This window comes from Burkholderia sp. 8Y, from assembly GCF_902506145.1.
Classification (GTDB): domain Bacteria; phylum Pseudomonadota; class Gammaproteobacteria; order Burkholderiales; family Burkholderiaceae; genus Caballeronia.
The window spans coordinates 2,903,082-2,927,837 of the sequence record NZ_LR733520.1 but is presented as its reverse complement, the minus strand read 5'-3'; the positions used below and the strand labels follow the sequence as shown (position 1 = coordinate 2,927,837).

General features: G+C 58.2%; 22 protein-coding genes and 4 pseudogenes. 11 read left to right on the top strand and 15 right to left on the bottom strand.

Annotated features, from left to right (window positions below; all coding sequences use genetic code 11):
- Positions 1-226 precede the first annotated feature (226 nt).
- Both istB and istA read right to left on the bottom strand, forming a co-directional pair.
- The gene (gene istB / locus GV035_RS24385; protein WP_159837473.1) at positions 227-1,045 is read right to left on the bottom strand and encodes an IS21-like element helper ATPase IstB; all 819 of its coding nucleotides are present in this window, start codon (positions 1,043-1,045) and stop codon (positions 227-229) included.
- Positions 1,042-2,535: pseudogene (istA, locus tag GV035_RS24380) on the bottom strand (IS21 family transposase). Before istA ends, istB begins: the two are co-directional and overlap by 4 nt.
- Before the next feature lie 162 nt (positions 2,536-2,697).
- Here istA and GV035_RS24375 point away from each other — a divergent pair.
- Positions 2,698-2,805, top strand: a pseudogene (locus GV035_RS24375) (IS5/IS1182 family transposase); the annotation flags it as partial.
- Between the two features lie 386 nt (positions 2,806-3,191).
- Here the strand turns inward: GV035_RS24375 and GV035_RS24370 are convergent.
- Entirely contained in the window at positions 3,192-3,392 is a 201-nt protein-coding gene (locus GV035_RS24370; protein ID WP_159837471.1) for a hypothetical protein, read from the bottom strand.
- A 69-nt stretch (positions 3,393-3,461) separates the two neighbouring features.
- Entirely contained in the window at positions 3,462-3,923 is a 462-nt protein-coding gene (locus GV035_RS24365; protein ID WP_159837469.1) for a hypothetical protein, read from the bottom strand.
- A 1,239-nt stretch (positions 3,924-5,162) separates the two neighbouring features.
- Here GV035_RS24365 and GV035_RS24360 point away from each other — a divergent pair.
- Together GV035_RS24360 and GV035_RS24355 are read left to right on the top strand one after the other, a co-directional pair.
- A complete protein-coding gene (locus GV035_RS24360; RefSeq protein ID WP_159837467.1) occupies positions 5,163-6,740 on the top strand; it encodes a hypothetical protein in 1,578 nt (525 codons plus the stop codon).
- On the top strand, positions 6,737-9,214 hold the full coding sequence (locus GV035_RS24355) for a hypothetical protein (protein WP_159837465.1): 2,478 nt from the start codon (positions 6,737-6,739) through the stop codon (positions 9,212-9,214). The genes GV035_RS24360 and GV035_RS24355 overlap by 4 nt, the downstream gene beginning before the upstream one ends.
- A 623-nt stretch (positions 9,215-9,837) precedes the next feature.
- On the opposite strand, the gene GV035_RS24350 is transcribed toward GV035_RS24355, so the two are convergent.
- A complete protein-coding gene (locus tag GV035_RS24350) occupies positions 9,838-10,215 on the bottom strand; it encodes a beta-sandwich lipoprotein (protein WP_159837463.1) in 378 nt (125 codons plus the stop codon).
- The gene (locus GV035_RS24345; RefSeq protein ID WP_159837461.1) at positions 10,212-10,730 is read right to left on the bottom strand and encodes a hypothetical protein; all 519 of its coding nucleotides are present in this window, start codon (positions 10,728-10,730) and stop codon (positions 10,212-10,214) included. Before GV035_RS24345 ends, GV035_RS24350 begins: the two co-directional genes overlap by 4 nt.
- 369 nt (positions 10,731-11,099) lie before the next feature.
- Here GV035_RS24345 and GV035_RS24340 point away from each other — a divergent pair, with 369 nt between their 5' ends.
- Complete coding sequence (locus GV035_RS24340; protein WP_159837459.1) at positions 11,100-11,558, top strand: DUF29 domain-containing protein; 459 nt, start codon at positions 11,100-11,102, stop codon at positions 11,556-11,558.
- Between the two features lie 110 nt (positions 11,559-11,668).
- Here GV035_RS24340 and GV035_RS29975 read toward each other — a convergent pair.
- Positions 11,669-12,047: pseudogene (locus GV035_RS29975) on the bottom strand (ATP-binding protein); the annotation flags it as partial.
- 60 nt (positions 12,048-12,107) lie between these two features.
- Positions 12,108-12,491: pseudogene (locus tag GV035_RS29570) on the bottom strand (IS21 family transposase); the annotation flags it as partial.
- Positions 12,492-13,351: 860 nt separating this feature from the next.
- Here GV035_RS29570 and GV035_RS24325 point away from each other — a divergent pair.
- The 6 genes from GV035_RS24325 (at position 13,352) to GV035_RS24300 (ending at position 19,329) form a co-directional block, all read left to right on the top strand.
- On the top strand, positions 13,352-13,678 hold the full coding sequence (locus tag GV035_RS24325; RefSeq protein ID WP_236572705.1) for a hypothetical protein: 327 nt from the start codon (positions 13,352-13,354) through the stop codon (positions 13,676-13,678).
- Between the two features lie 42 nt (positions 13,679-13,720).
- Positions 13,721-15,670 carry a hypothetical protein gene (locus tag GV035_RS24320; protein ID WP_159837455.1) on the top strand — a complete coding sequence of 650 codons (1,950 nt, stop codon included), beginning with the start codon at positions 13,721-13,723 and terminating at the stop codon, positions 15,668-15,670.
- Positions 15,657-16,415, top strand: coding sequence for a hypothetical protein (locus tag GV035_RS24315; protein WP_159837453.1), 759 nt, complete (start codon positions 15,657-15,659; stop codon positions 16,413-16,415). Before GV035_RS24320 ends, GV035_RS24315 begins: the two co-directional genes overlap by 14 nt.
- Positions 16,406-17,146, top strand: a complete 741-nt coding sequence (locus GV035_RS24310; protein WP_159837451.1) for a hypothetical protein — start codon at positions 16,406-16,408, stop codon at positions 17,144-17,146. Before GV035_RS24315 ends, GV035_RS24310 begins: the two co-directional genes overlap by 10 nt.
- Before the next feature lie 528 nt (positions 17,147-17,674).
- Positions 17,675-18,265, top strand: coding sequence for a recombinase family protein (locus tag GV035_RS24305; protein ID WP_159837449.1), 591 nt, complete (start codon positions 17,675-17,677; stop codon positions 18,263-18,265).
- Between the two features lie 305 nt (positions 18,266-18,570).
- Entirely contained in the window at positions 18,571-19,329 is a 759-nt protein-coding gene (locus GV035_RS24300) for a hypothetical protein (protein WP_159837447.1), read from the top strand.
- A gap of 170 nt (positions 19,330-19,499) precedes the next feature.
- Here the strand turns inward: GV035_RS24300 and GV035_RS24295 are convergent, their stop codons facing one another.
- The 4 genes from GV035_RS24295 to GV035_RS24280 all read right to left on the bottom strand — a co-directional run bounded on the left by GV035_RS24295 (position 19,500) and on the right by GV035_RS24280 (position 21,257).
- Positions 19,500-19,874 carry a hypothetical protein gene (locus GV035_RS24295; RefSeq protein WP_159837445.1) on the bottom strand — a complete coding sequence of 125 codons (375 nt, stop codon included), beginning with the start codon at positions 19,872-19,874 and terminating at the stop codon, positions 19,500-19,502.
- Positions 19,871-20,446: a hypothetical protein gene (locus tag GV035_RS24290; protein WP_159837443.1), complete on the bottom strand. Its 576-nt coding sequence runs from the start codon at positions 20,444-20,446 to the stop codon at positions 19,871-19,873. Before GV035_RS24290 ends, GV035_RS24295 begins: the two co-directional genes overlap by 4 nt.
- A gap of 94 nt (positions 20,447-20,540) precedes the next feature.
- Positions 20,541-20,789: a hypothetical protein gene (locus GV035_RS24285; RefSeq protein WP_159837441.1), complete on the bottom strand. Its 249-nt coding sequence runs from the start codon at positions 20,787-20,789 to the stop codon at positions 20,541-20,543.
- A 282-nt stretch (positions 20,790-21,071) separates the two neighbouring features.
- Positions 21,072-21,257, bottom strand: a complete 186-nt coding sequence (locus GV035_RS24280) for a helix-turn-helix transcriptional regulator (RefSeq protein ID WP_159837440.1) — start codon at positions 21,255-21,257, stop codon at positions 21,072-21,074.
- 147 nt (positions 21,258-21,404) lie between these two features.
- Here GV035_RS24280 and GV035_RS24275 point away from each other — a divergent pair, with 147 nt between their 5' ends.
- On the top strand, positions 21,405-21,605 hold the full coding sequence (locus GV035_RS24275; protein ID WP_159837439.1) for a hypothetical protein: 201 nt from the start codon (positions 21,405-21,407) through the stop codon (positions 21,603-21,605).
- A gap of 162 nt (positions 21,606-21,767) precedes the next feature.
- Here the strand turns inward: GV035_RS24275 and dnaB are convergent, their stop codons facing one another.
- From dnaB to GV035_RS24260, 3 genes are read right to left on the bottom strand one after another with little or no spacing between them, the layout of a single operon-like run.
- Positions 21,768-23,177 (bottom strand): replicative DNA helicase, encoded by a 1,410-nt coding sequence (gene dnaB / locus GV035_RS24270; protein WP_159837438.1) that lies wholly within the window; start codon positions 23,175-23,177, stop codon positions 21,768-21,770.
- A complete protein-coding gene (locus tag GV035_RS24265) occupies positions 23,174-24,133 on the bottom strand; it encodes a hypothetical protein (RefSeq protein WP_159837437.1) in 960 nt (319 codons plus the stop codon). The genes dnaB and GV035_RS24265 overlap by 4 nt, the downstream gene beginning before the upstream one ends.
- Positions 24,133-24,546 carry a hypothetical protein gene (locus GV035_RS24260; protein WP_159837436.1) on the bottom strand — a complete coding sequence of 138 codons (414 nt, stop codon included), beginning with the start codon at positions 24,544-24,546 and terminating at the stop codon, positions 24,133-24,135. Before GV035_RS24260 ends, GV035_RS24265 begins: the two co-directional genes overlap by 1 nt.
- Positions 24,547-24,756 lie beyond the last annotated feature (210 nt).

Here is a 24,756-nt window from a genome sequence, read left to right as displayed (position 1 = left end):
CTATCTTGTTCAGCAAAACCGACTTCCTCCAACAATGACTCGGTCTGCGGATCCAGTGATGGAAGAAGCCCTCTACGGTGTCCCGCGGTATCACGTATTCGCAGGCCTCGACGGAGGGATGACCCGTTTCCCGGATACAAAACGACTATCTTGCTAGACGGCGTCAAGCGGCACGGCCGGTCAGCGACAACTATTCTGGCCGGGCGACGGGTGTAATTGTCGCTGGCTAATTCATAGTTGTCGCTTCTCCATCGTAATTGTCGTCGGGTAATTGTCGCCGGCGCGCGCTCTGTTTGTCGCTGGCCTTTCGACGGCGATAGCTTTCAACATTCAGCTCGAAGATCGTCGAGTGATGGACGAGCCGATCAATGGCTGCGACCGTCATGCCGGGGTCGGGGAACACGTCATTCCATCCCGAGAATGGCTGGTTGGCCGTTATGAGAAGACTTTTACGCTCATACCTCTCGGCGATCAGTTCGAACAGCACACCGGTTTCGGCCTGGTCCTTACGCGCGTACGACAGGTCGTCTAGGATGATGAGATCAAACCGATCAAGCTTCGTGAGGGCGGATGGAAGCTGCAGGCTCTGACGCGCAGCCTTGAGTTTCTGGACGAGCTCGCTCGTGCGTGTGAACAGCACTCGATAGCCGGCTTCGATTAAAGCGTGTCCGATGGCTGAACCTAAATGACTTTTACCGCCACCGGGGGGCCCGAACAGGAGAATCGTGGCACCTTTCTCCAGCCACGAATCTCCGGTCGCCAGTGCCGTGACATGCGCTTTCGAGACCATTGGCACCATGCCGAAGTCGAAGGTGGCCAGCGTCTTGGTTGGATCAAGATGTGACTCGGTACGATGCCGCTCGATGCGTCGTTTGGCACGTTCGGCCAGTTCGTGCTCAAGCAGCGCCCCAAGCAATCGCGTAGCCGGCCAGCCTTCCTTATCAGAGCGCTCAACGAACTCGGGCCATAACCTGCCGATGGTCGGCAGACGTAGCTCGTTCAACATCAAGGCCAGACGGCCGTTGTCATGGGCAGGGGCGTTCATGCTGCCACCTTGTCGAGAAGCTCGTCATAGACCGCGACGGGCGGCATTTCGACTACGACCTCGGGACATTGGGCCTGACGCGGCGCGAATTCATCGCGCAACTGCTTCAGATCGGGCAGTTCGCCTGCTTCGAGCAAGGCGTCGAGCCGCTCGGCCAGCAACGCCTCAACGCCGTGATGTCCTGCGAGTTCGAGCAGCCCTACGATCGTCTTGCATGCCTAGCGTTGCGTCAGTTGCGTCTCCAGCTTCTCCTAGGTCCGTCGGTAGGCTTCACGGGGAAACAGCGCGTCGCGAAACGCAAACCCTTTGAACGCCTGCGGCTTGCGCTTGAGAGAATCGATGAAGTGACGATAGTCCAGCGCGTGGCGGTTGTCGGCGGCACGGGATCCTCGCGGCGTACTGTGCACCAGCGCGCCCGACAGATAGCAGTCGAGCCGGTCACCATAGATCCGCACCTTTAGCCTATGGCCGATCAGGCGCGACGGTGCGCTGTATAGGATGCCGCGCACGGTGAATGTGCTGCAGCGGGTCACGAGTGCTTCTTCCTCGACGAAGTCAGTAGTGCGACGTACGGGCAAATCCTGCAACTGTGCGCGCTCAATGCGAAACGCCGCAGCGTTGCGCCGGTTCCGGCGCATCACCACCTCACGGATAAATTCATCGTAGGCGGCCCGGTCAGCGAAGTCGCGATGACCGCGAAGCATCAAGGCCTGGTCGACCGCTTCCTTCAGATACCGATGCGATGACTCCACGCTGCCGTTCTCGTGACCCAGGCCCCGATTGTTGCGCGTGCCCTCCATGCCGTAATGGTCGAGCAGCGCTGAGTAACGTTTCGTGAAGTCCTCCTGCTCTGTCAGATTCTTGAAGGCAGCCGACAGGCTGTCAGAGCGATGTTCGCGCGGGCAGCCGACAGCCTGCCACAGCGCGTTCTGCAATCCCGCTGCGAGGGCCTCGAAACTCTCGCCACCCTCAACAACGTTCGCGTATTCCCAGCGCGAGAACGCGAGTACGAAGTGATACAGCCGATGACCGAATGGGGCACCGCCGATCGTCACGCGAAGCTTGCTCATATCGGTGAAGTCTGACAGTCCGCGCACACCGGGCTGATGCTCCTGCGGGAAGAACACCTCCTGTGTAGGCCCTTCAAGCGCCCGCCACTGGCGAATACGCCGCTCCAGCGTGCGGCGCATGCTATCGGGATAGCAATCCGGGTGATCGTCCTGCAGCTTGCGCAGGATCGTGATGCCCATCAGGTGGGGCGCGTTGCGCAGCAGCGGTACGACTTCGCTCTCCCATACGTCGACGAAGGGATCAGCTCGGGTCCGCCATGCTTGCCGTGGTTTCTGAGATGGCAAGGTGGCGTCACGTTCGATGCGGCGCGCCGTACGCACGCTGATACCGGTCTTGGCGGCCGCGACTTCCTGAGAGTGCTGTTTGCGCTTGTTCATATAGAGATGAACCTGTTGGTCGGTAATGCGGGTTCCAGACATGAGCTGACCGCTTCTTCTTCAAGCTTCGATCAGCCCATTCTAAAGCCCGTCGACCTGGCGCCGCCGGTGGCTCATCGTCTACGGCGGCTGCGCCGCCTTCGACTCCTCACCACCGGCCAAAACGATCGTCAACGACCGGCCAAAACAATTGTCGCTGCCCACTTGCGGTTTCCGCATCTGCGCGGAACGCATCGCATCGCTGCGCAGATTCTTGCGGTCGTCAATGAAATCTTGAACGAAAAGGGACTGATGCATAAGGAAGGGACTGTCGATGCCTACGCTGATCGCAGCGCTCAGTTCCTAGAACGGCACTCGACCATGGTGCATCGACAGGATGCTTGAAGTTCGTTTTCCGCTGCGATTCGTTGGTCATGACGCAGTGTGCAGACTCTCACGGCGGTCCGCGTGTGGCCTCTTGCCGTGCGCTTGCCAAGCCGGTTGATGACCGCTGCGATGGCCTGATCAGGCAACGTCCGCGCCAATGCACGAACAATGTCTATCGTTTCGACGTCCGTGACCCAACGATGCTGTCCGATCTGGTTCTTCTCGAACACGATCTGAGTTTGATCGCCTCCCCTCGCCAATGCACGAGCGCGCGAATCGCGTTGTCTGTTCACGCAGCAAGTCGACTTCGGCCTGCATTTGCGCCTGCGCCTTCAACGTCTCATTCCAGCGTCGCTCGAGTTCGGCAGCAACTTGCGTAGGTCAGGATCATTCTCGATACGATTTCCAGGCGCACGCACATAACCAATCGGTATCGACGTGAACAGTTCGCCGCGTTTGGCCTTCTGGTCGATCGCAGCCTGCGAGCGTTGGCGAAACGTGGAGAGTTCCATCTCGGAGAGCGTGCCCTTCATTGCTAGGCTTCGCATATTCATTTACTTCACCCATGCAATGCCGAACTTGTCGACTAGAGGCGTCGGCTCCTAGTACGGCAGGCGGCCCGCCGCTTGCAGCATCAACCGTAGACGAGCCTCCATGGCGCGCAACGCCCCTGCCGGCGGCGAGTTGTCGTAACGCTCCTCAAGAGAACTCCCTAGCCCAAGCCGCGCCATGTTTAGCAAGTCCTCGAGCGCCGCATAGAGCATATATACGCGCTCCTCAGCGCTTGCGGCCCGGACGTGCTCGGGGTCGGTCGCATGCAACGTTATTTCGTCGGGGAGTTCCTTGCGCTCAGCCACGCGGCCTGCGGCAACCGATAACCTATTAAGCTTGGCAATATCGCGGCGTTGCTCTTCCACGGTGTGGGCGAGAGACATGACCGCGCCCGCCAATTGATAGGTATGCGCGCGGTAGCCGTGGGGTTCGCGCCATGCTTGTAACGCTTCGACAATTTCGCGACTTGGGCGGGCGGAGAGACCCGAAAAAACGCTATCGTTATCTGACATGGCCTTTCCTCGATGGTATTAGTGCGCGAACCGACTGGCGCGGCACGGGCCGGCGCAATTTCTCTTGGTAACCACGACGCACACAATGCCGTCGCCCGCGTTTACACTCCACGAAGTCAGACCGCTAAAAGCGCTCGTACCTATTCGGCGTTCGCCCGGTCTGTGATACTACGCACATTATCATGATCGCGTGCGCGGAAAAGTTAGCTAACGCACCTCGGCGGCATCGTGTGGTCATGCGGGCCGAAAACTGGCTTGTCCCCCGCGCCCGCGCTGTAGCCCACCCAAGCCATCGTCGGCGACAATAACCCTGGACGGCAAACACGGACCAGACCTCTGCAGCGTGAACGCCGGTGGCACGGTTCCACGGCTAAGCGCGTTTGCCGTCGACACGGGTCACGAGCCGATTCGCGCGGCAGGTTTGACTGCGGAAGGAACCCGAGGTAGCGGCACATAATTGGCGCGGATCTCTGCGACGCGGATGGGACGGTCATCGACACCCTGCTTCTTTTGTTCGGCCGTGCGAGGCAGAACTCGGCGGCAGTTTCCGCCGCTCGGCTAGGCCATCTATCGGTCAGTCGCTCGGCTGCTCTACGCCGAAAGCGGCCGGACAGCCGAGCTCTTACGTCCATTACCGACGACGTTAGCGGCGCTCTGACATCGCCACGGCGCAAGCAATCGCTCACCTACATTCGAAAGACGTCGCAAAGCGAGTGCATCGCCCAGCAGGCCATCTTATCCAGGATGGCGCTGCTAACGTCTGGCGGCACGGGCAGGCTCCGATAAAAGTCAGTCGCACCGTCGCCGTATGGGACGTGAAGCAACGACAACGACCCCCACTAGCTTGGCGCGACGGTCAGAGACTCGAGGTTCGGATAGCTGAGGTCGCTGGCCGCTGGATCGAGGAGTGTATTCATTTCTGTCCCGACCCTGCGTCATATAACCGCCAGTCGCATTCATTTGCGTCGGTAAAGGCAGATTTGCGCAGCCGGAGATCTAATGCAATCACCGCTGTGAAGCCGCTGATTGCGGGTGCGCGCCTTCCTTGTTCGACTGTAGGTAGTACGGTAGAGTCGTGCGTTGTCGCCGAGAAGATCGACTACCAAGGTCGCTTTCACGCACGAGACCATGCGCAGCGGCGGCGGGGGCCAACGACCGTACAGAGCTCACTTGTGAGAGAACGGTGGCGTTGGATAAAAAGTAGGGCAGTTGACCTTGCATTAAGCGGCTGAATCTGAAATGGAAATTCAAAAGCGCGCACAGGCATCGCCTCAGTGGGTGGGATCGGGCGAGCGGCGCGGACTAGACCCGCTGGGCATGCAGTCGGCAGGCATTGAACTGTATCAATCGCTCGTTCCCGGACTGGGTAACGGAACGCTCCGGATGCGCTACTACGGGCTCTACGCCTGGTTAGCCTTCACATACGCGCAAAAGGTCACAAGTAATGATCCGGACGTTTGGCGACATTTCTTGCGCCGGGGCGAAGCGTTGTACGCGCTGGTCGCCGTCGCGGCAAATGATTCAGACGGCGTAGCGGGGTCAGATTGGGCTAACAAGGAGCTCTCTGCGACGGGCAAGGGCTTGATTGCGCTGCATACCGACAGCGCGCCGTCAGCTCCGCATTTGCAGCAGTCGTTCGGTGCCTTTGGTGCGGCGTACGGATCGCCGCTATACGATCTCAACATTCTCTTCAAGAACCCGAATCACGGGATTCCCGTCGCGAGCCCGGAGTTGGGGCAACGTCTCGCTCGGGCATTTGCCGATGCGGCTGGCGACGCCATCCATGCTTTTTTTGAAGCCATTATGAGCCGCTCGGTAAAAGCCGACACATTGAAGGCGATGGCTCAACTCGCTCCTTCGCGTATTGACGTGGATAGCTCAGAACGTCAGTGCTATCAGGACATCTTGTTTGAGGTCCAGAACTCGACGCGTCACGCGGCGCGCCGAGACACGCTCCATCTAGTCTTGGAAGTTGCCGCGCAAAGCGCGTCACGCCCATATGTGCCGATTTTCCGGTGGGTGATGTATACCGGCAATCTACCGGGAGGAAAGCCACTTTCGTTGAGCCGCGAGGAACTGCGCAAGCGCCGTGAACAATGGTGGCTTTACCACGCGAACGACCTGGTGCACGTCTGCCTCGAGGGGCTGCTCGCATATCTCTTGGACTTGCTGGAAGGGGAATTCTCGGGCGGAGCGTCGATGGAGACGCTCCTGTATCGCGCTGTCGCCTCCATGATGGAAGGATGTTCCGCCGACGAGGACACTTGGCGAAGTTTTTCGGAACGGACCTTGTCGGCGATTGACGACGTGGCACAGGACGGCTCTATCGCAGAGCAGTCACTCACCCACACACTCCTGTCGGGGCTGGGCGCGGCGAAGCGTGCGTCGGCAGCGAACTACGCAATCGACGCTCTTCGGTTGCTCGCTTTCGTTCAGCTCAGAGCCGCTGATCACTCCGAGGTAGTCAATGAGCGGTTCGGGAATTTCAAGCCAGAGATCACCCGCACTCTGCTCTCAGAGTTGGCGTTTCTCGAAAGGCATGCCGATGAGCCGTTGCGGGAGACGCTGTCATCACTTTTGAGGGAGAGGGTGCTACGTCGTCACCTGTGGATTGCGGTTCAGAAGTTGCGCTACCAGAACGCGTACACGTTCCTTTTCGATCTTGACAACGGACGTCTGACCCTTCGTAAAAAAGATGGACCAGTTCTTACGAACCCGAGGATATCGCCGGCCATTACATTTCTTCGCGATATTCACCTCCTTTCGGACGACGGGATCACGTCGCTTGGGCTTGCACTGATGAGGGATGCGGCATGAAAACGCGGACGCCTATGTATCACCATTTGAAGGGTGGTAAGTTTCATTCGGCTATCGCATCGACTTTCGGTGTTGACTTCGCTGCATGGGAGAGCGTTGCCCTGCCGGCCCTGCATTCGTCTGGCTGCCGCAATGTCATGTTATTGGCGGACGCCGGCATGATGACTCAAGCCATGAACGGCGCATCGGCCCTTCCGCAGAAGGCAGGTAGAAGCTATACAGCGAACTCTATTTCGGCGCCGCGCGTATTTCATCCTAAGCTGACGTTGCTCGCGGGTCGCGACACGGCGCGACTGGTCGTAGCTTCGGCAAATCTGACTTCTCCCGGGCTTGCTGGCAATCTCGAGATCGCAGGCGTCATCAATGCAAGCCCTGAATTGTCTGGCGAAACACAGATCGTAGCCGGTGCCCTGAGCTTCTTGCGTTCGCATCTGGTATCGCACGGCGATGTGATAGGGCATCAGCTTGAACTGCTGAACAAGCGCACGGGCTGGCTGATCCGTTCCGAGCGGGCGGTCGGACCGGTGCTGCTTAGCGATGGCAACGCCGCACAGCTACTTTGCAGCGACGACGATGAAGGCATATCCACCCGGTTTGCCCGCAATGTTGGTACCGAACATGTCAAAAGGCTAGTCGTCGTCAGCCCGTACTGGGACTCTGATCTTTCCGCACTTCGGTCACTTATCAAAGTCCTGAAGCCTGAGCAGACCGTATTGCTCGTCGACGTGACGCGCCGGTTGTTTCCGACGCACGCTTTTGCGCGCCTTGACAATGTAAACGTCATCGATATTTCTCACGAAACTCGTTCAAGCTTCGTGCACGCGAAGCTGTTCCTCGCCGAGACAGACGAAGCGGACCACGTCATTTACGGCAGCCCGAATTGCACGGTCGCGGCGCTCGGCACCGCACAGATGAAGGGACTGAATGTAGAGGCGTGCCTATACCGGCGCCTGCCGCGGGAAAGCGTCGCTGCCGAGCTCGAGCTGACGGAGGTATTAGCCGGTCCGCCCGTGCCCGTCGAGAGATTGCCGACGCAGGAGTTGCGAGGAGGCAAACTGGAGTTGCAATCTCAAGCGGCTGCGAAGTCGGGCGTTTTCGAAGTCAAAGGCGATATTCTGCACTGGCATACGGGCGGTCGAAGTGTTTCTGCACAGACCGCTGTGGAGCTGTTCGACGTTGCGAAGGGTATTTCGCCTTCCAAACTTGAACCATGCAGAGAATCGACAGACGCTGTCCGGCGCTTTAGGGTGGTGGGCGAGCTCCCTGCATTTGCCCGGCTACGTTACCCAGACGGAACTTACTCCGCGCTCACCTGCGTAACCGTCGCGGACCAAATTTACGCGCTCGCCCGCGAGGTTCGAGGTAAGGATGCCGAGACGGCGGTTGACCGCCTGACCACGAGCAATGAGGTCGGCGTTTTCATGCTCGAAGCGCTACAAGCTCTGGCATTGGCCGAGGACGAACTAGGGGCAAGCCAATCCGGGGCGACAGGTTCTGCCAAGCGCGCGCCCGAAGAGCCGAACACGGCGACAGAAGAGAAGTCGTACAAGACACTGACGTACGAGGCATTTGTTTCGGGCAGCAAAGCGCGAACAGATGCGGCAGTAGAAGTCCCGGGAGTTTTTGCCGGTGGTGGTCTTTGGCACGTCCAGCAGTTGCTGAACCGCTCGATTGGGACGGCTACACGCCATCGCGAGAATCCCGACGACGATGCGGAAGAAAGCGACATTCGCCGCCTGTTCAAGCGCGGGGACGAGACGGCAAATCCGGAGCGGGAGCTCAATAATGGGACCGCGAACTCGTCGAAACCCGACAAGGAAGATGATGAACCGGACCCACGCAAGGAGGCGGAGGAGCGAGAGCGCTACGCGGCCGAAACACTGGGATCGGTTGAGCGGCACGTGAAGTACCTGTGGGAGCTAAAGAAGAAACAGGAAGCATCCACTGTCGACGTACTTCGTCTGAGGGTCGTCCTCATGGTAATCGCGTCCGCTGCAACCGGTAAACCGCTTAAGGAGATGCACGCGGAACATGAGGCGAATCCAAGGTCGCGGCTTGTTCTACCGATAGCAGGGATCAACTGTTGGCCGCGTCTGATGCTCACACAGCTTGGGCTGTTTTTTGGTACAAATGCTCCGATAATCCGCAGCCTCCGCATCGTATGCAGAGAGACCGATATGCCGTCCGACATCCTTGAGTGCTGGGCAACGAATGTGTGGGCGCTTCACGCCAGTGAGATAGCGGTCAAGCGGTACGGTGAGAGAGAAGACATGCGCGAGCTCGGCGTGCGTCTTCGTGTGCTGCCGCAGCAGGTTTATCACGGCCTCGGATTAGATGCTGAGCAATTCCGACGTGACTCGTTCGCGGGCACATACGACTGTCTCGTAAATCACTTCGGACATCAACTGGACACTGATCCAGCGGAAATGTGGGCTCTCCATGAGAGCTGGCTCAAGAGCTCGCTTACGCCGTAGGCGTCTACCGGCGGAGACGCGGATGTAGCGAGCTCAGTGCATCGCACCGCAAGATGGCGTGGCCAGCCTCGATTGTCGTCAATCGGATGGTTCTCACATTGTCTGGACGCGCGCGCGCGTGCTTGCACGCACTGACGCGAATAGTTGTCGAAGAGGAAAAATTCTGGACGCTCAGAAGCGGTCTATGCTTGATCCGCACATATCCAGGCGCGGAAACCACCTTCGGCAATTCGATACGTGTTGGGCGTTAGGATCACCCCACTTGCCGATGTTTGAGTTCAGCGCCGATTCATTGTCTGTTTCAAAAGCTTCGAAAAGCTTCAGCCGGCTGCCCAGCTCATGGTTGAGCATGCGACGGTTCGCGCTAGCGTCGAAGAAGCGTCGTGTTAGTAAAGTACCGTCAACCGGTAAACGTCGACTATCGAGAAGGCGTGGCGTGTGAGGGCTGTGAGGCCAAGGTAATTCGAATGGCAGGCCCAGCCCTACTAAGAGGCATTAGTCAGTCATGTACCCGATGGCAGATACGGGTCGGGTGCCGACTTTGGGACCCGCATGGTTGAGCAGCCTTCGCTGGAACTGACGGTGTTTGTCGGATTACGTTCCGACTTATACAGCTAACGCCTTCAGCGCAGCTGTACGTCTGGAATGATCACGCTCGGCTTGAACGTCACCTTGTAATGGGATGTTCCTTCTAACACACCGTCGATCTGTTCGGCGAAGAATGTCACGTTATCGGACAGCCCGAGGTAGTGCTTCTTGTAGGTGCCGTTGTCGAGCTTGCAGGTGATGGACAGCTTGCGAACCGCGTCCGAGTTGCCGATGGCACAATAGCCCTGCACCTCCAGAATGTAATCACCGGTAATGCCGTTGTAGAACACCACCCGGCGTAGAATCTTGAAGTTGTCGGCGTCATTAGACAGGTTGCGTGATGCCACATCAGCATCACGAGAACAGCCGGCGAGTGTTGCCATGCATGCGATGAAAACGAGCAGTTTCTTCATGTTCGTTCCTCTCCCCCGGACGGATATGTGACCGCCGCATCGATCGCTTCACGCTGAGTCCTGAACCAGCCAAGGTGCGCCCAGCTGTGATAGCGAAACTGACCGTCGCGCTCAATCGGCACGCCGTTCTTCAGTACGAAGTCGAGTCGGCGTTGTTCATTATGCAGTTCTAGCCGGACCTTCAGGTAGGCGTTCGTCTCGCGAACTCCTGCATCAGCTTGAGCTTGCTCCGCACGTCCCGCTTCGTCGGCCTGCCGCTCGCCCTCCCGCTTTTCAGGCTCTAACTGCATATCTTCGTTCAGCTTGCGCAGCACGTCCACCGTCGCTTGCTTTCCTTCTCTGACCTTGAGCGCCTTCGCCCGCAACGCATGGAAATCGCCATAGTCGACCGCTTGATACTTCGCGCCCAGCACCGAGTGCGCGTAAAGCGCATAGAGCTCGTGCGCGATGACGCCGGCCTGATCGGGGTCCATGCCTTCGGCTTCTAGCGCGTAGGCGAACTTGAGTGTGTCCATGGCGTTGCTCATAGGGTGGTTATGCACGAAACGCGTGGATAAGGTTAGTGCAGCAGGGCGCTCGATTCGGCCGTTGCTCTGATGACGATTTTGATGAGCAGGGGCACCATCGCGTACATGAACAGGAGAAAAGTGAGGACTAACAGCGTTCTCCGACGGCTTGTTCGCTCGCGCATCTCGTCGGCTAGGTGTCTAAGTTCGGCGCCCTTGTCGGTCCCCCGCTTTGGCATGTAAATGGTATCGCATCGCAGCGCCGCGAAGGGATGAACAGCGGTTTCTCGCTCGACAGTATGATGTCGTACACGCACCTCCGCGTCGATTCGCCCCGCCCCGGCGTAGAATGGACTTATGTTAAGGGGACTGGAGACAATGGCCGGGTACGAAGAAGACTTGTCGAGGTGGGCTTTACATCAGGCGAAATTGCTGCGCGAGAAACGGTTCCACGAACTTGACTTGGAGAACCTGATCGAAGAGGTCGAAAGCATCTCGCGCCAGATCGAGAATGAGGTCGAGCGGCATCTGAGGCTGCTGTTAGCCGCCATGATCAGGTGGTACTGCTTCGAAGGACTGCGATGCATGAACTGGCAGGAGAAGATCGGCGAGCACCGCACATGGATCGAAACCGCACTTGATGATGACCCGAACGTCGATGTCGCCAAGCTGATCGATCATTCGTGGGGAAGCGCGGTCCTTGAGGTCCACAAAGCGATGGGCCTTAATTTCGAGCTTATGCCCACGACCTGTCCGTGGACCGTGGAGCAGGTCCTGTCGCTCAAAGGCTACTATCTACCAGACGAAAAAGGATGGAGAGAACTGCCTACTGAATGAAGAATACTCCAAGAGCGCCAGAGTGCCCCATTGAAGTGACGCCGCTGGACGACTAGCGGCCGAAAGCGGCATCTACGCAATCGCGGCCGACGATATTAATTCACCGTTTCGCGTTGGCAGGCATACTGCGCGAGGGCGCAAGCGAGCCATGATTTACCTGCGCCGGTTGGGCCGCTAATGAGCAGGCTGTATCCAGATTCGACCCAGTCGCCGAAAGCCAGGCTTGTGAGCGAACGTGGGTCCACGCCTCGAACAGCGCGAGTGTCGAGAGCTTCGATGGCAGCCTGCGTACTTCAGGGGCGCTTGCTTGAGCAGTCGGGTATGACGACGATCACCGGGTCAACTTGCTTCGCGGTCGACCAGCAACGACAGGCGTTCCTCGAAGCTCAGCGTCGCGGTGCCGGGCTGCGTTAGTTACTCTTTAAACCCGTCGGCGAATCCATCCAACTTCAGGGTGCGTAGTTGCGTGAAGGTTTGGTGCATCATCATGGCGGGTTCTTTTTATTGGTAATAGCTGGGGCCACGTACATGCGCGTGACTCGGACTGACCTATTCGACAGGCGTAGTCGCTGCCGCGCGGTCGCGATTGCTGACCAAGATGTCGGGCACGTGGCGGTAACGTTGCACACACCAATTCGGGCGCCAACGCACACGCCGCTTCGAGAAGGTCGCGACGATAGCGACTTGTGAGCGAGAGCAAGCCAAGGCACGCCCGATAGCCGTGCTCGGGATGGCGCTGTTCCTGCAGAAGCCGCGCGACGAGCGCGCCGGTGGCGCCGCCAATCTGCTGACCCCAGTGGATATAAGCCGCTGCGGAGTCCATTCGAGATGGGCGCGGTGTGTCGCCGGCGTGTGCTCGACGACGGTTGTGTAGCCTCCCACGCGATCGTCGCGGGCATGGCTGGCCAGTCCTGCCGTCCGGTTCCTTCGGTGACGTTCCCGAAACGGCCGGTCACGTTGCCGAAATCGCCGGTCACGATCCCGTAACGGCCGGTCACCTTCGTCCGCTTCGTCCGAAATAAGCAAGATGCCATCCGCTTGGGTCAATGACGCATCTAGCGCGGCCGCAAGCAGGGCTCGTGCGAGACACGCGGGCAAATCGACATCGCGGTCCACCTTGGAGCCGAGCCGTTGCCTGCATCGGTCCTGCGGCGCACCCTGTGACCGGTGTGGAGCGCAGGCGGCGTAAAACCTCGCTTTAGGGGCATGCAGATGTGCTAGCACGCGTTGGTGAGCAGAGGCGACCGCAATTGCTGGGCTTGCGAACCGTGGTCGAAACGAGGCGCGTCTGATCAGAGTTGAGCAGAACCGTTGTGCGTACTGAGTCCGACGACCGAAACCGAGCTCAGTCGCACGGATAGGGCGAAATCGGTTGCCATCCGAGCCCAAGCAGCCCCTCACGACCACCCCGCTCGCTAAGCGTGAACCACGCCTCGGCCTGCTGTTCCAAAAGGCTTCGCAGTCACGATTCCCCTTGCCGCGACTCGCGAGCGGAACATGCGTCCATGCGGTCCTTCCATCCCATTACGCACAACTTACGGATCAGCACCTGTACACAGCGACTTGAAGTCCTCCGCATCGTCGCGCCGGCGGCTTAGCGCGCGGTCGGCCAGAACATCGCGCCCTTCTTCGTTACAAGGTTCCACGAGTCCATCAGCGCAACATCCGAGAGGTCCGAGTATGTATGGTAGACCGGCGCCGGTTTGCCGACTTGCGCAGCCTGATCGCCAGCAGACGCTAGTACATATCCGACATGTACTCGTATATTGATCCGCACACGGCGATCATGTACTATGGTGGAAACCAACGTCCGGAGCCACAGTAGATATGAAAACTACATTCTCGTCTGTTCGCCGCTCTATGCATCGCTTTTAAGCCCCAAAGAGGTCAGCATGGCTGCGAACAAAAATAGAGAGAAATTCGTTGAATTGGCGGAGAAAAGAGTGTCTCGCACTCTCAAAGACATTAAGTTGATCGGCAATCTTTCCAATCGGACGAATTACTCCTACACGGAACAGGATGTGAAGAAAATCATGCTCGCGTTGAACAAGGCAGTGGCCGAGGTGAAAGCACGGTTTGACGCAAAAGGGGCCGCCGCAGATGAGGCCTTCAAGCTCTGATCGAGCCGGCTGTCATCGAATCTGACGTGAGGGAACATGTTTATGGCAGCTGAATGGCAATTCGAAGCTCAGCGACGCAGCCAAAAGTCGCGTGATCCGATGCAGGCGAGTTTTTTTACTAACTCGAGCATCGACGACGACACCCACGCTCTGGTCCGCGAAGCAATCCAGAATTCGCTAGACGCAGAATCGGATCGCTCTTCGTCAGAACCCGTAGCGGTACGTTTTTCCGTAGGGTCTCACGCTGCGGCGTCGGGCGTTATGGAGCGCTACGTACCGCGCGAGGCATGGTTGCATTTCAACGCGGCGGACAATGGACTGTCGTCTCCGCCAACGGCGTCCGATAACTGCCGATATTTGGTTTGCGAGGATTTCAACACGGATGGCCTCGTGGGCAATGAAGCAGCTTGCGAGGCGCAACCCAAAAACTCGTTCTATTTCTTCATGCGTGCCGAGGGTCAGTCAGCGAAGCAAGATGGCGAACGAGGGCGCCATGGCATAGGGAAGTACGTTTTTCCGTATACGAGCGGTATCCGCATGTTCATTGCAGTCACCGTACGAAGCTCGGATCGTCGGTGCCTAATCGCTGGTCAGAGTGTGTTGAAATCCCATCATGTGGGTGATAAGCGTTATACGCCAGACGGTTGGTGGGGGCGCTTCGAAGAAGACCTTGAGGGGGACGCTTTTCCGCTGCCGGTTGAAGATCCAGCTCTATTTGCGCAGCTTGCTGCCGACTTCAATCTTGCCAGAACGCTTGACCGGACGGGGTTGTCACTCATCATGCCTTACGTTCAGTCAGAGGTGACGGCCAACAAGCTTTCCGAGCACGTGATATGCGAATACTTCTGGCCAATCATGAACGGCCAACTGGTAGTCGAGGTAGTTGAAGATGGACAGTCGCGCGTGATCAATAGCACCAGTATTCGGGAGAATTTGGAGGACCTTATACCTTTCGAACAGATGGGCCAAATCGCTCCGTTCATAGCGCTCGCCTCCAAGGCAATCATCGAACGCGACTACCCTACGTTCGAACTGAGCGCTCCTGATTCGCCGTCCTTGCCGAAGTGGGAGAAGGAATATCTGCCCAAACAGACTGCGACCCAGATTCACGAAGTGCTGCTGAGAAATAACGGATTCGTACGTGTTCGATGTCATCTTCATGTGCAGGAGAATGGGTCGCAAGAAGCGGAGGCCTCTTATTTTGAAATATATCTGGCGAAGGATTTGACAGACGTTTCGCATAAGCCTCGATTCCTGCGGGAAGGCATCCTCATTCCCGAGGATCGAGTCCCAAAGGTGCGCGGCTATACGAGCATGGTCGTCATAGAAGCAGGCGCTCTCGCAACACTGCTCGGAGATTCGGAGAACCCTGCCCACACAGAGTGGGAGAAGAATGCGACCAAGTTCAAGGGTAAGTATCGCTGGGGGCCAACTACTATTGATTTTGTGCGCCTGTCTGTAAGCAAGTTTCTGAACCTGATGAGCCAAGGTGACGAGAAAGAGGATCTCGCGATTTTGTCGGATATTTTCTATCTCGATTTGCCCGAGAATGATGACGACGTTCCTGAATCCCGCAAGCGTTCGCGGCGAGCAAAGCCGGGGCCCGAGCCGGAGCCGTCCATCGAGCCGCCACCGCCGCCCCGCCCGTTAAGCTATCGGTTGACGCGGTCAAAGGACGGGTTCGTTGTCAAAGGACCTCCGGAGCCGCTTCAGCAAAGACGCAGATACGTTATAAGAGTCGCATATGACTTTTCCGGCGCATCGAAAGCTCGCGCATTGAAGCAGTGGGACAAGAAGGATTTCCACCTTCGTGATGCAAAAAATGTCTGTGCTCCCGCCGCAAAGAATGTAACCAAGATGGTAACTGGTGGCAACACCGTGGAGTTTGAAGCCTGCACAAACGATTTTATGCTTTCCGTCCACGGGTTTGATCGTCGCAGGGACGTAATCGTAGACATAATTTCTGAGGTGGCGCGCGATGAAGCGGTTTAACTACACCGGTCGGAAAAAGATCCTTCGTGATGACGTAAAGATTCGCCTGCAGGGCAGCTTCAACCAGACACCCATGGTTGATGCCGCGCTTAACCTTAGTGATTATGAGTTTCCGCCGAAATCCTGTATCTTCCTAGAGCCCCAGAGCAAAACCCGCTTCATGCGTATAGAACTGGGCGAGGTTGCAAGCAGTGTCAGGCGCAACGGTATCGAGTTGACAGAATTTGACGATGCCATAGATCTAGATTTTCGGGTCAAAGTCGTCGATACGTCGAAAGGCCTATTGTTGGGAATCGCGGAGAACGTCAGGGCGTACAGCAAAGATGATCAGCTCAACGATAACCAAAAGAGCATCCTTCCAGTTTCAAGCGTTGACCTATCGTCACATGGTGTTTTATGGCGCGTCGTGCAAGATGATGTGAAGGCGGTTCTGGAGATAGAGCGCGAGCTAGGCAGCCGTGATCAGGTCGTCCGCTCGCTGATGTTCAGGGCATTCGTATTGCCGGCTGCCATGCGTCAGATTCTGGTTCAGTTGCTATCCGACGACGCATGGGATTCTGAATTTTCCGACCCGCATGAATTGTCCACTCGATGGCTGCTATTTGCCCGTCAGATTGGCGCAGGAGTCCCCGAAAAGGAGACAGACAAGGTCGAATGGATAGATAACGCAGTAAGGATTCTTGCAAGCAGGATTGGTGTTCGACAAGAAGCCATTATGGCATCCGTCGAAGGGGCATGGAGATGAAGATCATGCGCATGACGGAGCGGGGCAAGCTTCGCTTTATGGCGTTTCTTGACAGCCTGAAGACGACTGGGCAGCCGCAGCCCTTTCCGCACGAGCTGTTAACACCAGAGTTGTCCGAGGTTATCGGCGGCGACACCGCTATGTTGGACGGTCTGAATCTTGACGACAAGCTCGCAACGGCAAGAGCGCTGAACGATATTGTCGCCTCCCTAGAGCTGTCCTCCGCTGAGAGGGACTGGGGCTTTTGGACATGGTGCGCAGCGTATCTTTTCGACCGCCTTTGCAAGAAGTACGGAGGGCGGTACGCACCGGGCGAGACAGCAATTTGGATCGCCGAGCCTGACAACTGGCAGCGCTACTACAGGCACTATCTCGCCTCAATCTGGCGTGTATATGCCGCCCACCGTGAAAAGCGAAAGGAGCTGGTCGTGCTTTTGAACGGGCCGGTTAATACGCCGGGGGAACTTTGGGGCCAAGTCGCTGCAACTCAGACACTTATTACTAACCCTTCAATGATAGACGCAGTCCATCACCTTTTCTGGGACAAGGAGCGCTTGGCGAGGAAACGAGGTGCTGGTGGCGGAAGTGCAAGGCGTCTTACTAAAGTGTTGCGCCAGTTTGAGCTAACGTATGACTTCGTGGCAATGACGGGAGATCAAATCGTCAGACTCTTGCCGTCTGAGTTCGACCGGTTCAAGGAATTGAATGCGGCTCAATCGGCAGGCGTTTAAAGAGCCAACACTCGAGGCAGCGGAGATCCAAGGAAGACGCCAATGGCTGCTGAGACAGCATCCTTGATTGCGAGACGCGTCCCAAACGATTCCATCCGTACCGCATGGACCGGTTGAACCCGCCAAGCCGAGCCGACGCGTTAATGCCCGACCAACGACGAATTTGAACAACGTTTGATGACCGACCATCGTCTTCTCGGACTGTATGTCGTTTAGCTAAAGCGTATTCCGATCTTCACCTACGGCCCTGCGTGGAGACGCGTCACGCTAGAGCTAGTTCCGTCAAATCAGCTAACGCATTTTTTCCGACGCTCTAGGTACTGTCTTGACAGTTTCGATACGAAGGAAATAAAAGTCTGAATGTGGATGGCACCCCTAGTGCAGGCGCGCAAGCACTGCACTAAAACTAGCGGTTATGTACACCGCTCCAAAGGGTGCACAAAAATCAGCTTGACTACTTTTGAGCACCCTCGATGATCGTTACAGCGTTTTTGAACACCACCAGCAACGTTGATAACGAAGGGAAAAATGAGCCGCACCTTTCTTTACGCTCGTGTAAGCACCGCAGACCAGACCACCGCTAACCAGCTGGCGGAAGTCGCCGCCGCCGGTTTCGCGATCGAGCCACGCCGCATCGTGGCCGAGAACATCAGCGGCAGCGTCGCCGCGAGAGAACGCCCTGGCTTTTCCCGGCTTCTCGATCGCCTGGAGGACGGCGACGTGCTGATCGTCACGAAGCTGGACCGGCTCGGCCGCAACGCGATGGACGTGCGCTCGACCGTCGAGCACCTCGCGAGCATCGGCGTGCGCGTGCATTGCATGGCGCTCGGAGGCGTGGACCTGACCAGCGCGGCAGGAAAGATGACGATGGGCGTTCTCGGCGCGGTCGCAGAGTTCGAACGCGACCTGCTCATCGAGCGCACGCACGCGGGATTGGCGCGCGCCCGTGCGGAAGGAAAGGTCATGGGACGCCCACGAGCCCTCGACGACCAAAAGCGGGACGCGGTTCTCGACCGCTTAGCCGCCGGCCATAGCGTGGCCAGCATCGCTCGAGACTTCAAAATCAGTCGTCCAACCGTCACGCGAATTCGCGATGACGCCCGTCAGGCGGCCGCATGAAATCGCGGCCGATTGCACCTGCAGTCACGGACTGGCGAGCGCGCGTCGAGACGCTCCCAGCAGAGCAACGAGCTGCAGCGACAGCCGTAATGGTGGCGCTTCTACGCGCACGGGCAGCGGCAAAACGATCGGAGCCTCCTCCAACTTCTGGCTCTTCGTGATTTTCCGGGAGGATTCGTCCGGCGGTCCGAGGTCGGGCCAGGAGCCGTCATTGAAAGATACCGGCTAAGCGGCCCCTCTATGATGGGAGCGGACCCCGGATTCGAGGGTGTATGCTGCCAGCTCCGAAATGACGAGGAAGAGATATGCCAGTTCTGCAGACCGCGAAGGACCACTTTGATACCGACTTGGCGCGAGCGCGAGCGCTTATGAACAACTCAGCAGCTGTTCCGGTATGTGAACACGACATCTTGCGCTCAGCGCTTATGTTTGCGGTAGGGGCTTGCGACGCCTACTTCGCTGATGCGTACGCCGATCTGATATCGCGAGCGCTGCGGGCGAAGGAACTAGAACCAGCAATCGCGTTTCCCGACCGGCTAAACAATCTTCGAATGCCCGTGACTGCGATCCTTCGAACAACGAACATCCCGGGATGGCGCTGGCGCATGGCGGCAAGAGAGCTCGTCGAGAAGGAAAACGTTCTCTCTTTCTACCAGATTAAAAGTTTGTTCAATCAGTTCTTCCCCCCAAAGCGCGGCCTACTAAGTCGTGATCGTGTTTTGGCTTGGATCACAGACCCGCAAGCCAAGCACCGTCACTTCGGCCTGAGCGCATCCCAATTGGCGGCGGTCCCAGCCGCGAACTTGGAAGCGGCGAAACAAAAGGCCCTGGAGCACTTCGAGACGAAGCTTTCTACTGTCTTTCAGCGACGCCACGACTGCATTCACTGTTGTGATCGGCCAAAGTCCGCCATCCAAACCATCAATCTATCAGCGGTGCAGAAGAAGATAGAAGACGTTGAGTTCCTCGTGAATCGTTGCCATGCGGAGCTCAGAACTCAATTCGGCGCTTATTTGACAGGCCTTGGTTTCAGTGGCGCGACGCGCAATCAAGTGATGGTTTGAGAGTCGGAGCGGTCCCGACACCTCCCCATGCGCTGTCGCCCATCGAACACGCCGGCCCTCGCAGTGAAGCGGACGTCCGCCGGTTCTGGTGGAACGGCAGATCAGGGTCCGGCAGTCGCCTTCGCCGGGAAATCTGCGAGGCTCCCGGTTTCTGGGCCGCCCAACCGGAGTCATACGCCGAGCGCACTGCCCAGTCCCGAGTAAGCGAAAGCCAAGGCCTCGGCTGCATCGCGTGCGGATCGAGCGCCATCGACGTCACGGGTTCGGGCGGCGTTGAGCGCAAGCGTGCGCACGATCTCCCAATCGTCTCGCTGCCGCTGGAGCAATGCGGCGTCCCGCCCTTGTTCCCCGGCCCTCTCCGCCGATGACAGCATCACCTCCAGTTCCTGATCGAGAGCCTGTCGCAGCGGTTCGTCGCTCATGAGCGCATCAGCAGCCATGTGCGCACGCGCGGCAATGGAACACAAATTTGGCGCCGAATCGGTTCTCGGTTGCGTCGAAATCTCAATGGCTTCGAGGCCTTCGAGTGTGATGGTCTTCTTCACGTGTTGTCCTTCGCGCGCGAGCGCCGATTGATTGTGATCGACACCGCCGGCGGAGCTTTCGCCGGAGCATCAAGTCGCCAAGCTCGGCGTTCGAGATCATGCAGAATTTTCAAGCTCTCGAGAGCGAGCTTTGCCTGTTTCGTGGATTCGACGTCCCGAGACTTCATCGCCCCGTAGAGAAGACTGCGAGCCGCAGCATGTTCCTGACCATGCCGGGTTTCGACTTCGGCGCGGCGATCGATAGCTGATGCTTCGGCAGCAGCACGGGCCTGCTCGACCGGAACGCCACTGTTCACCGCGGGCAGGCCAGGCCGAATTTCGGCGCGATTCGCGTCTACAACTGGCATCTGCCTGGGCTGCTCAACAGCCGAATGTGTAAATTTAGAAGCTGCTATTTCATGTGCACGATCGGCAGCAATGTCGGCAGAGAGACGCTTTTGCCAGCCCTGTTCTTTCGCTTTCCGACCGATGAGCGCCTTCGAAACGCCAAAGTAATCAGCGATTTTTGCGAAGCTGGCCGTCGGCTCACTCTCCCACTGGATGCGGGCGCGTTGCCAATCCTCGGTGTTCATGCGGTGGGAGACCATGCGGACCTGATGCAAGCAATTCGATGGAGAGACGATCGCGTCACGAGCGCTTTTGTAGACGATCCGTGTGGACGGTCGTCTACATCCCGACGAAAAAGTCTGGGTTCCCAGCATTCGCAAGGAGTCCAGCATTTAGACGTCGCTGATGCAGACGTGATCGCATCGTGCCGTCCGCGATCAGCGAATCCAGCGTTTGAAGCACGTTGTCATGCCGCCGACCAAACTCGCGCGCGATCACTAGGCTGTCGATCACCGGCAGGCCGTCACGCATGTGCACGAGGTCTTCATCCGCCTCCAGGGCGGCCGCAATGTTAACGACGACGGTCATTGCACACCTCGTGAAACACGTGGCTGCCGAGAACAGCAGTCTTAAGACGGCGAGCGGCGTTGTGCTCGAGCTGACGCGCACGTTGGTATGCTGTATATGCCGATTTCGTGGCTCGGCGGAAAGCAGGGGCGGCGGTATCGACGCGCTCGAGGCGGTGTCACGCTTTGAAGCGCTCGCGAGCTTCCGCGTAGCCATGGCGGGCCGTGCGCCGCAAGGTCTGAGCCATCAAGTGCTCGGCCGCGCGACGGGCGACGTCGTCCGACGTCCAACGGGAGGGCGAAGTCATTCCGCGGCTCCTGCAACCAGACGCTCAACGTCCGAGCGGCGCCAGAACACGCGGGCCCCGATCTTGACCGGCCTGATCGGCCCGCGACCATTGGCACTCCAGTCCCGAAGGGTTGCGTACGCGAGCCGGAGCGCCGCGGAGGCCTCCTTCGACGTCAAGAGTGGGTGATTCTCGTTGCGCATGAGTAGCTCCAGTGACCCACGGGGGGTCTGTTTGTCTACTCACACTGTCGCGTCACGACTCCTGCGTGCGCAGACCATCGCAACGAACTTTTCCGCGCCTTCCGGAGCCATAATCGGAAGTCCAACGACTCGCCTACGGAGTTAGACGTGAGGCAAAACGAAAATCCTAAGTACATCACCGAGTGGGATGGCCTCTCACCGCTGCCCGCCGGCGCGACGGACGCGCACCTGCTCGAGGACGCAGACATGCCTCTTTCGACGGATTGGGACCTCGCCGTCGAAAATCCGCCGCACGCGGGCTACGACGGCATCCTGCCGCACCCGAATCGGCCAAAAAACGAACGATAGAGCGCGCGAACCGTCGCCCGAAATGACAAGCCCCGGCCAAAGATCGGTCGGGGCTGGATGATGCGGGTTGGACGACCCAAAGGTCATGGTTAGATTGAAGTCACCGCTCCGAGCGGCCGCGTCAGTTCCACAAAATCAACAGGTTCCTCATGCGGGGCGCTTTCACGACTGCCACCACGCGGAGCTCCGCGCCCTCGCGGCAAAGCCAGCCGATTTCTTCTCAAGCGAAGAACCGAAGTTCACCCCCTCCGCCGCGTCGTAGAACGCTGTGCGCTCACCGACATACATCGCGGGTACAACGCCGATCGAGCCGTTGCGCTGCTTCGCGACGTTGATCTCAACGATCCCTTTGTCCATGGAGTCCGGGTTATAGTACTCGTCACGGTACAGCAGCAACACGACGTCGGCATCCTGCTCGATTTCGCCAGAGTCACGCAGGTCTGACATCAGCGGGCGCTTGTTAGGACGCTCTTCGACCTTTCGCGAGAGCTGCGCAAGCACGACGACAGGGACGTCGAGTTCCTTCGCCAGAGCCTTGAGCCCGCGACTATTCGCGCCGACGGATTGCGTCCGGTTGTCACCCCCGGATTCGGCCATCAATTGCAGATAGTCGATCACGATGACGCCTAGCTTCCCGTGTTCGCGTTTCACATCTCGCGCGGCGCTCCGAACCTCGGTGATCGACAGCGCAGGACGTTCATCGATGATGATTTTGTCGTCCATGAGTTCGGTGACTCCCTTCGTGAGGAGCGCAAAATCGGCGTCCGCCATCTTGCGGCCATCTTTCAGCCGGTTTATCGGAATGCCCGACGAACGCGATAGCGCGCGTAGCGTCAACTGTTCGCCCGTCATCTCCTGGGAAAAGATAAGCGCAGGCGCATCCTGTGCACTTGCAGCATCGGCAATGCCAAGCGCCGCGGCCGTTTTGCCAATGCCCGGGCGGCCGGCGACGATGACGACCTCCCCGGTGCGCATGCCACCGTCGAGCTTCGCGTCCAGCGCACGCAGGCCTGTCGACGCCAGCTTCGTGTGCTCGTCGCTGCCGCTGTATTCGGCGTCGATACGCTCAACGATGCCGGTCAACCAACCGCTCAGGAAACGCCGGCCCTGAGGCGCCTTCGGCATCAACGCCTCCAGCGAGGCGAATGCGCCGTCAAGGATCTTGCGCGGCTCCGTGCCTCGTGGATTCCGCGCCTTCGCGGCCAGATCGAGCCCGACCGCGACGATGTTGCGCAGTGTCCATCGGTCGACCACCATCTGCGCGTATCGCCTTGCGTTGGCGCCACCTGGCGCGCCTTGCGCAAGCTGATTGAGGTAGGAAAGCGTATCGCCATCGGCATGGCCCGAGTCCTTCATCGCGGACCACACCAGAACCGTATCCGGTACGTCACCCTTCGCGGCCAGTTTGCGGACAGCAGCAAAGATGCGTCGATGCCCTTGCAGCAGGAAGTGCTCTTCACGAAGAAAGTCGACCTTGTCAATGGCGCGCGAATCGACGAGCAAAGCACCCAAGATTGACTGCTCAGCTTCGGTGGTGACGTCGGCCGCCGGGGCTTCAGGAATGGTGTTCATGCTGCCTCTCCGTGATATTTGTCCTCGAGCGCGTTGGTGAAGCCCTTCTCGCTGATCAAGAAATCAAAACCGGCCTTCCAGTGCTCATGGCCGGGGCGCGGCGGGACCTGGTTCGTGAGGAAGGCCGATTCGTTGCAAATGGAGAAGTAATCGCGCCATGCGGCCAAGCCATCCTCCTTCGTCACGTAACCGAACGGCCCGCACTTCATCACCGCGGCTTCGCGCCAGCGGGCCTCGGCGATACGCCTGCGCGATTTGTTGAGCGTACGCACGGGAGGGTTCTTGGGCATGCACTCGTGGTACAGAGCGACGATCTCGTCGATCGGACACGGAGGCAACTTAATCGTCATGGACGTCGCCTCAGTGAGCTCTGTCAGCGCGGACAGCGGATCGCAATGGGCGTCTGCCGCGACAGGATCGTTACCCGCGGTAGGCACCGCTAGTGAGTCGCCGTTGCCAATAGGCGACTGGGATGTCGTAGTTTCGTTTTTATCTTCTACTCTCCTCTCATCTTCTCTGTCGTTGCCGTGCGTTTCTTCCCGTTGCATTGCCGTTGCATGCGTTGCCTCGCATTTCAATCTTTCCCGTCGAAGGCGACTGCGTTCCGTGCTGGAAAGCGCGCCGGTAGTGGGATTGCCGGAATCTTCACGCTTTGGCTGACGGCCATCCCAACTCGCGAGGCGACCATCAACGATCAACTTTTTCTCGACCATCGCATCGTAAATCTGCTGCACGGTCCCATCATTGAGCTCGAGCAAAACATCAATATCGTTGCAATCGAACGCTGCAACGTTGCCTCGCGTTGCATCTGCGTTGCAGTGCGTTGCAGTGCTGGCGCATTCAAGAAGGCATGCCCAAACGGAAACGACATTCGCCACCGTTTGCTTGCTGCGCCGCGCGACCCACTTGAATTTTGGATCAGTTACGGTGCCGTGCCACCAGCGGAACCAATCCATCACACAACCTCCGCGACGCCGATGCGCGCCAGCAATTCCAAATATTCGTCGCGATAATTCACACGCAATTGCTGGAGATCGGATTTGGCCTTGACAATGTACGCATCGCGCTCTTCTCCATCCATCGACGCTGCTCCAACCAATGCGATGACGACCGAGCAGAGAACATTCTCCTCTTCCCAACCGTTGGGAATAGCGACTGTGCGTGTCGCACGGCATAGCGCCTGTTTGATCGCGGATAGGCAATCTTCGGCCGAACGCGGCACATGACCCTCGTTATAGGCCAGCGCCAATCGCTCGGAGCCGATCCCCACATACCGGCGCTTCGGGGAATTCAACTGGCTGAAAAGTTGCAGAATGTCATCGCCGAACGTGGCGCACATCCGTTCAAGAGCGCTTTCCTTATCAATCATTTGTACTACTAACTCCTCTTAGGGAGCAGTAGCAGAGAATTTGCGATTCCTGCTTGAGACGCGAACGAGGCGAATGCTAGAATGCGCCGGTCAGCGGGGGATCGTCGTGTGGCAACGCGATCGGATCCAAGCAAATCTACTGCAGCTGCTGGTTCGAATGACAAAGCCCGCCTTGTGCGGGCATTTTTTTTGCCCATCGCTCGCGGACGG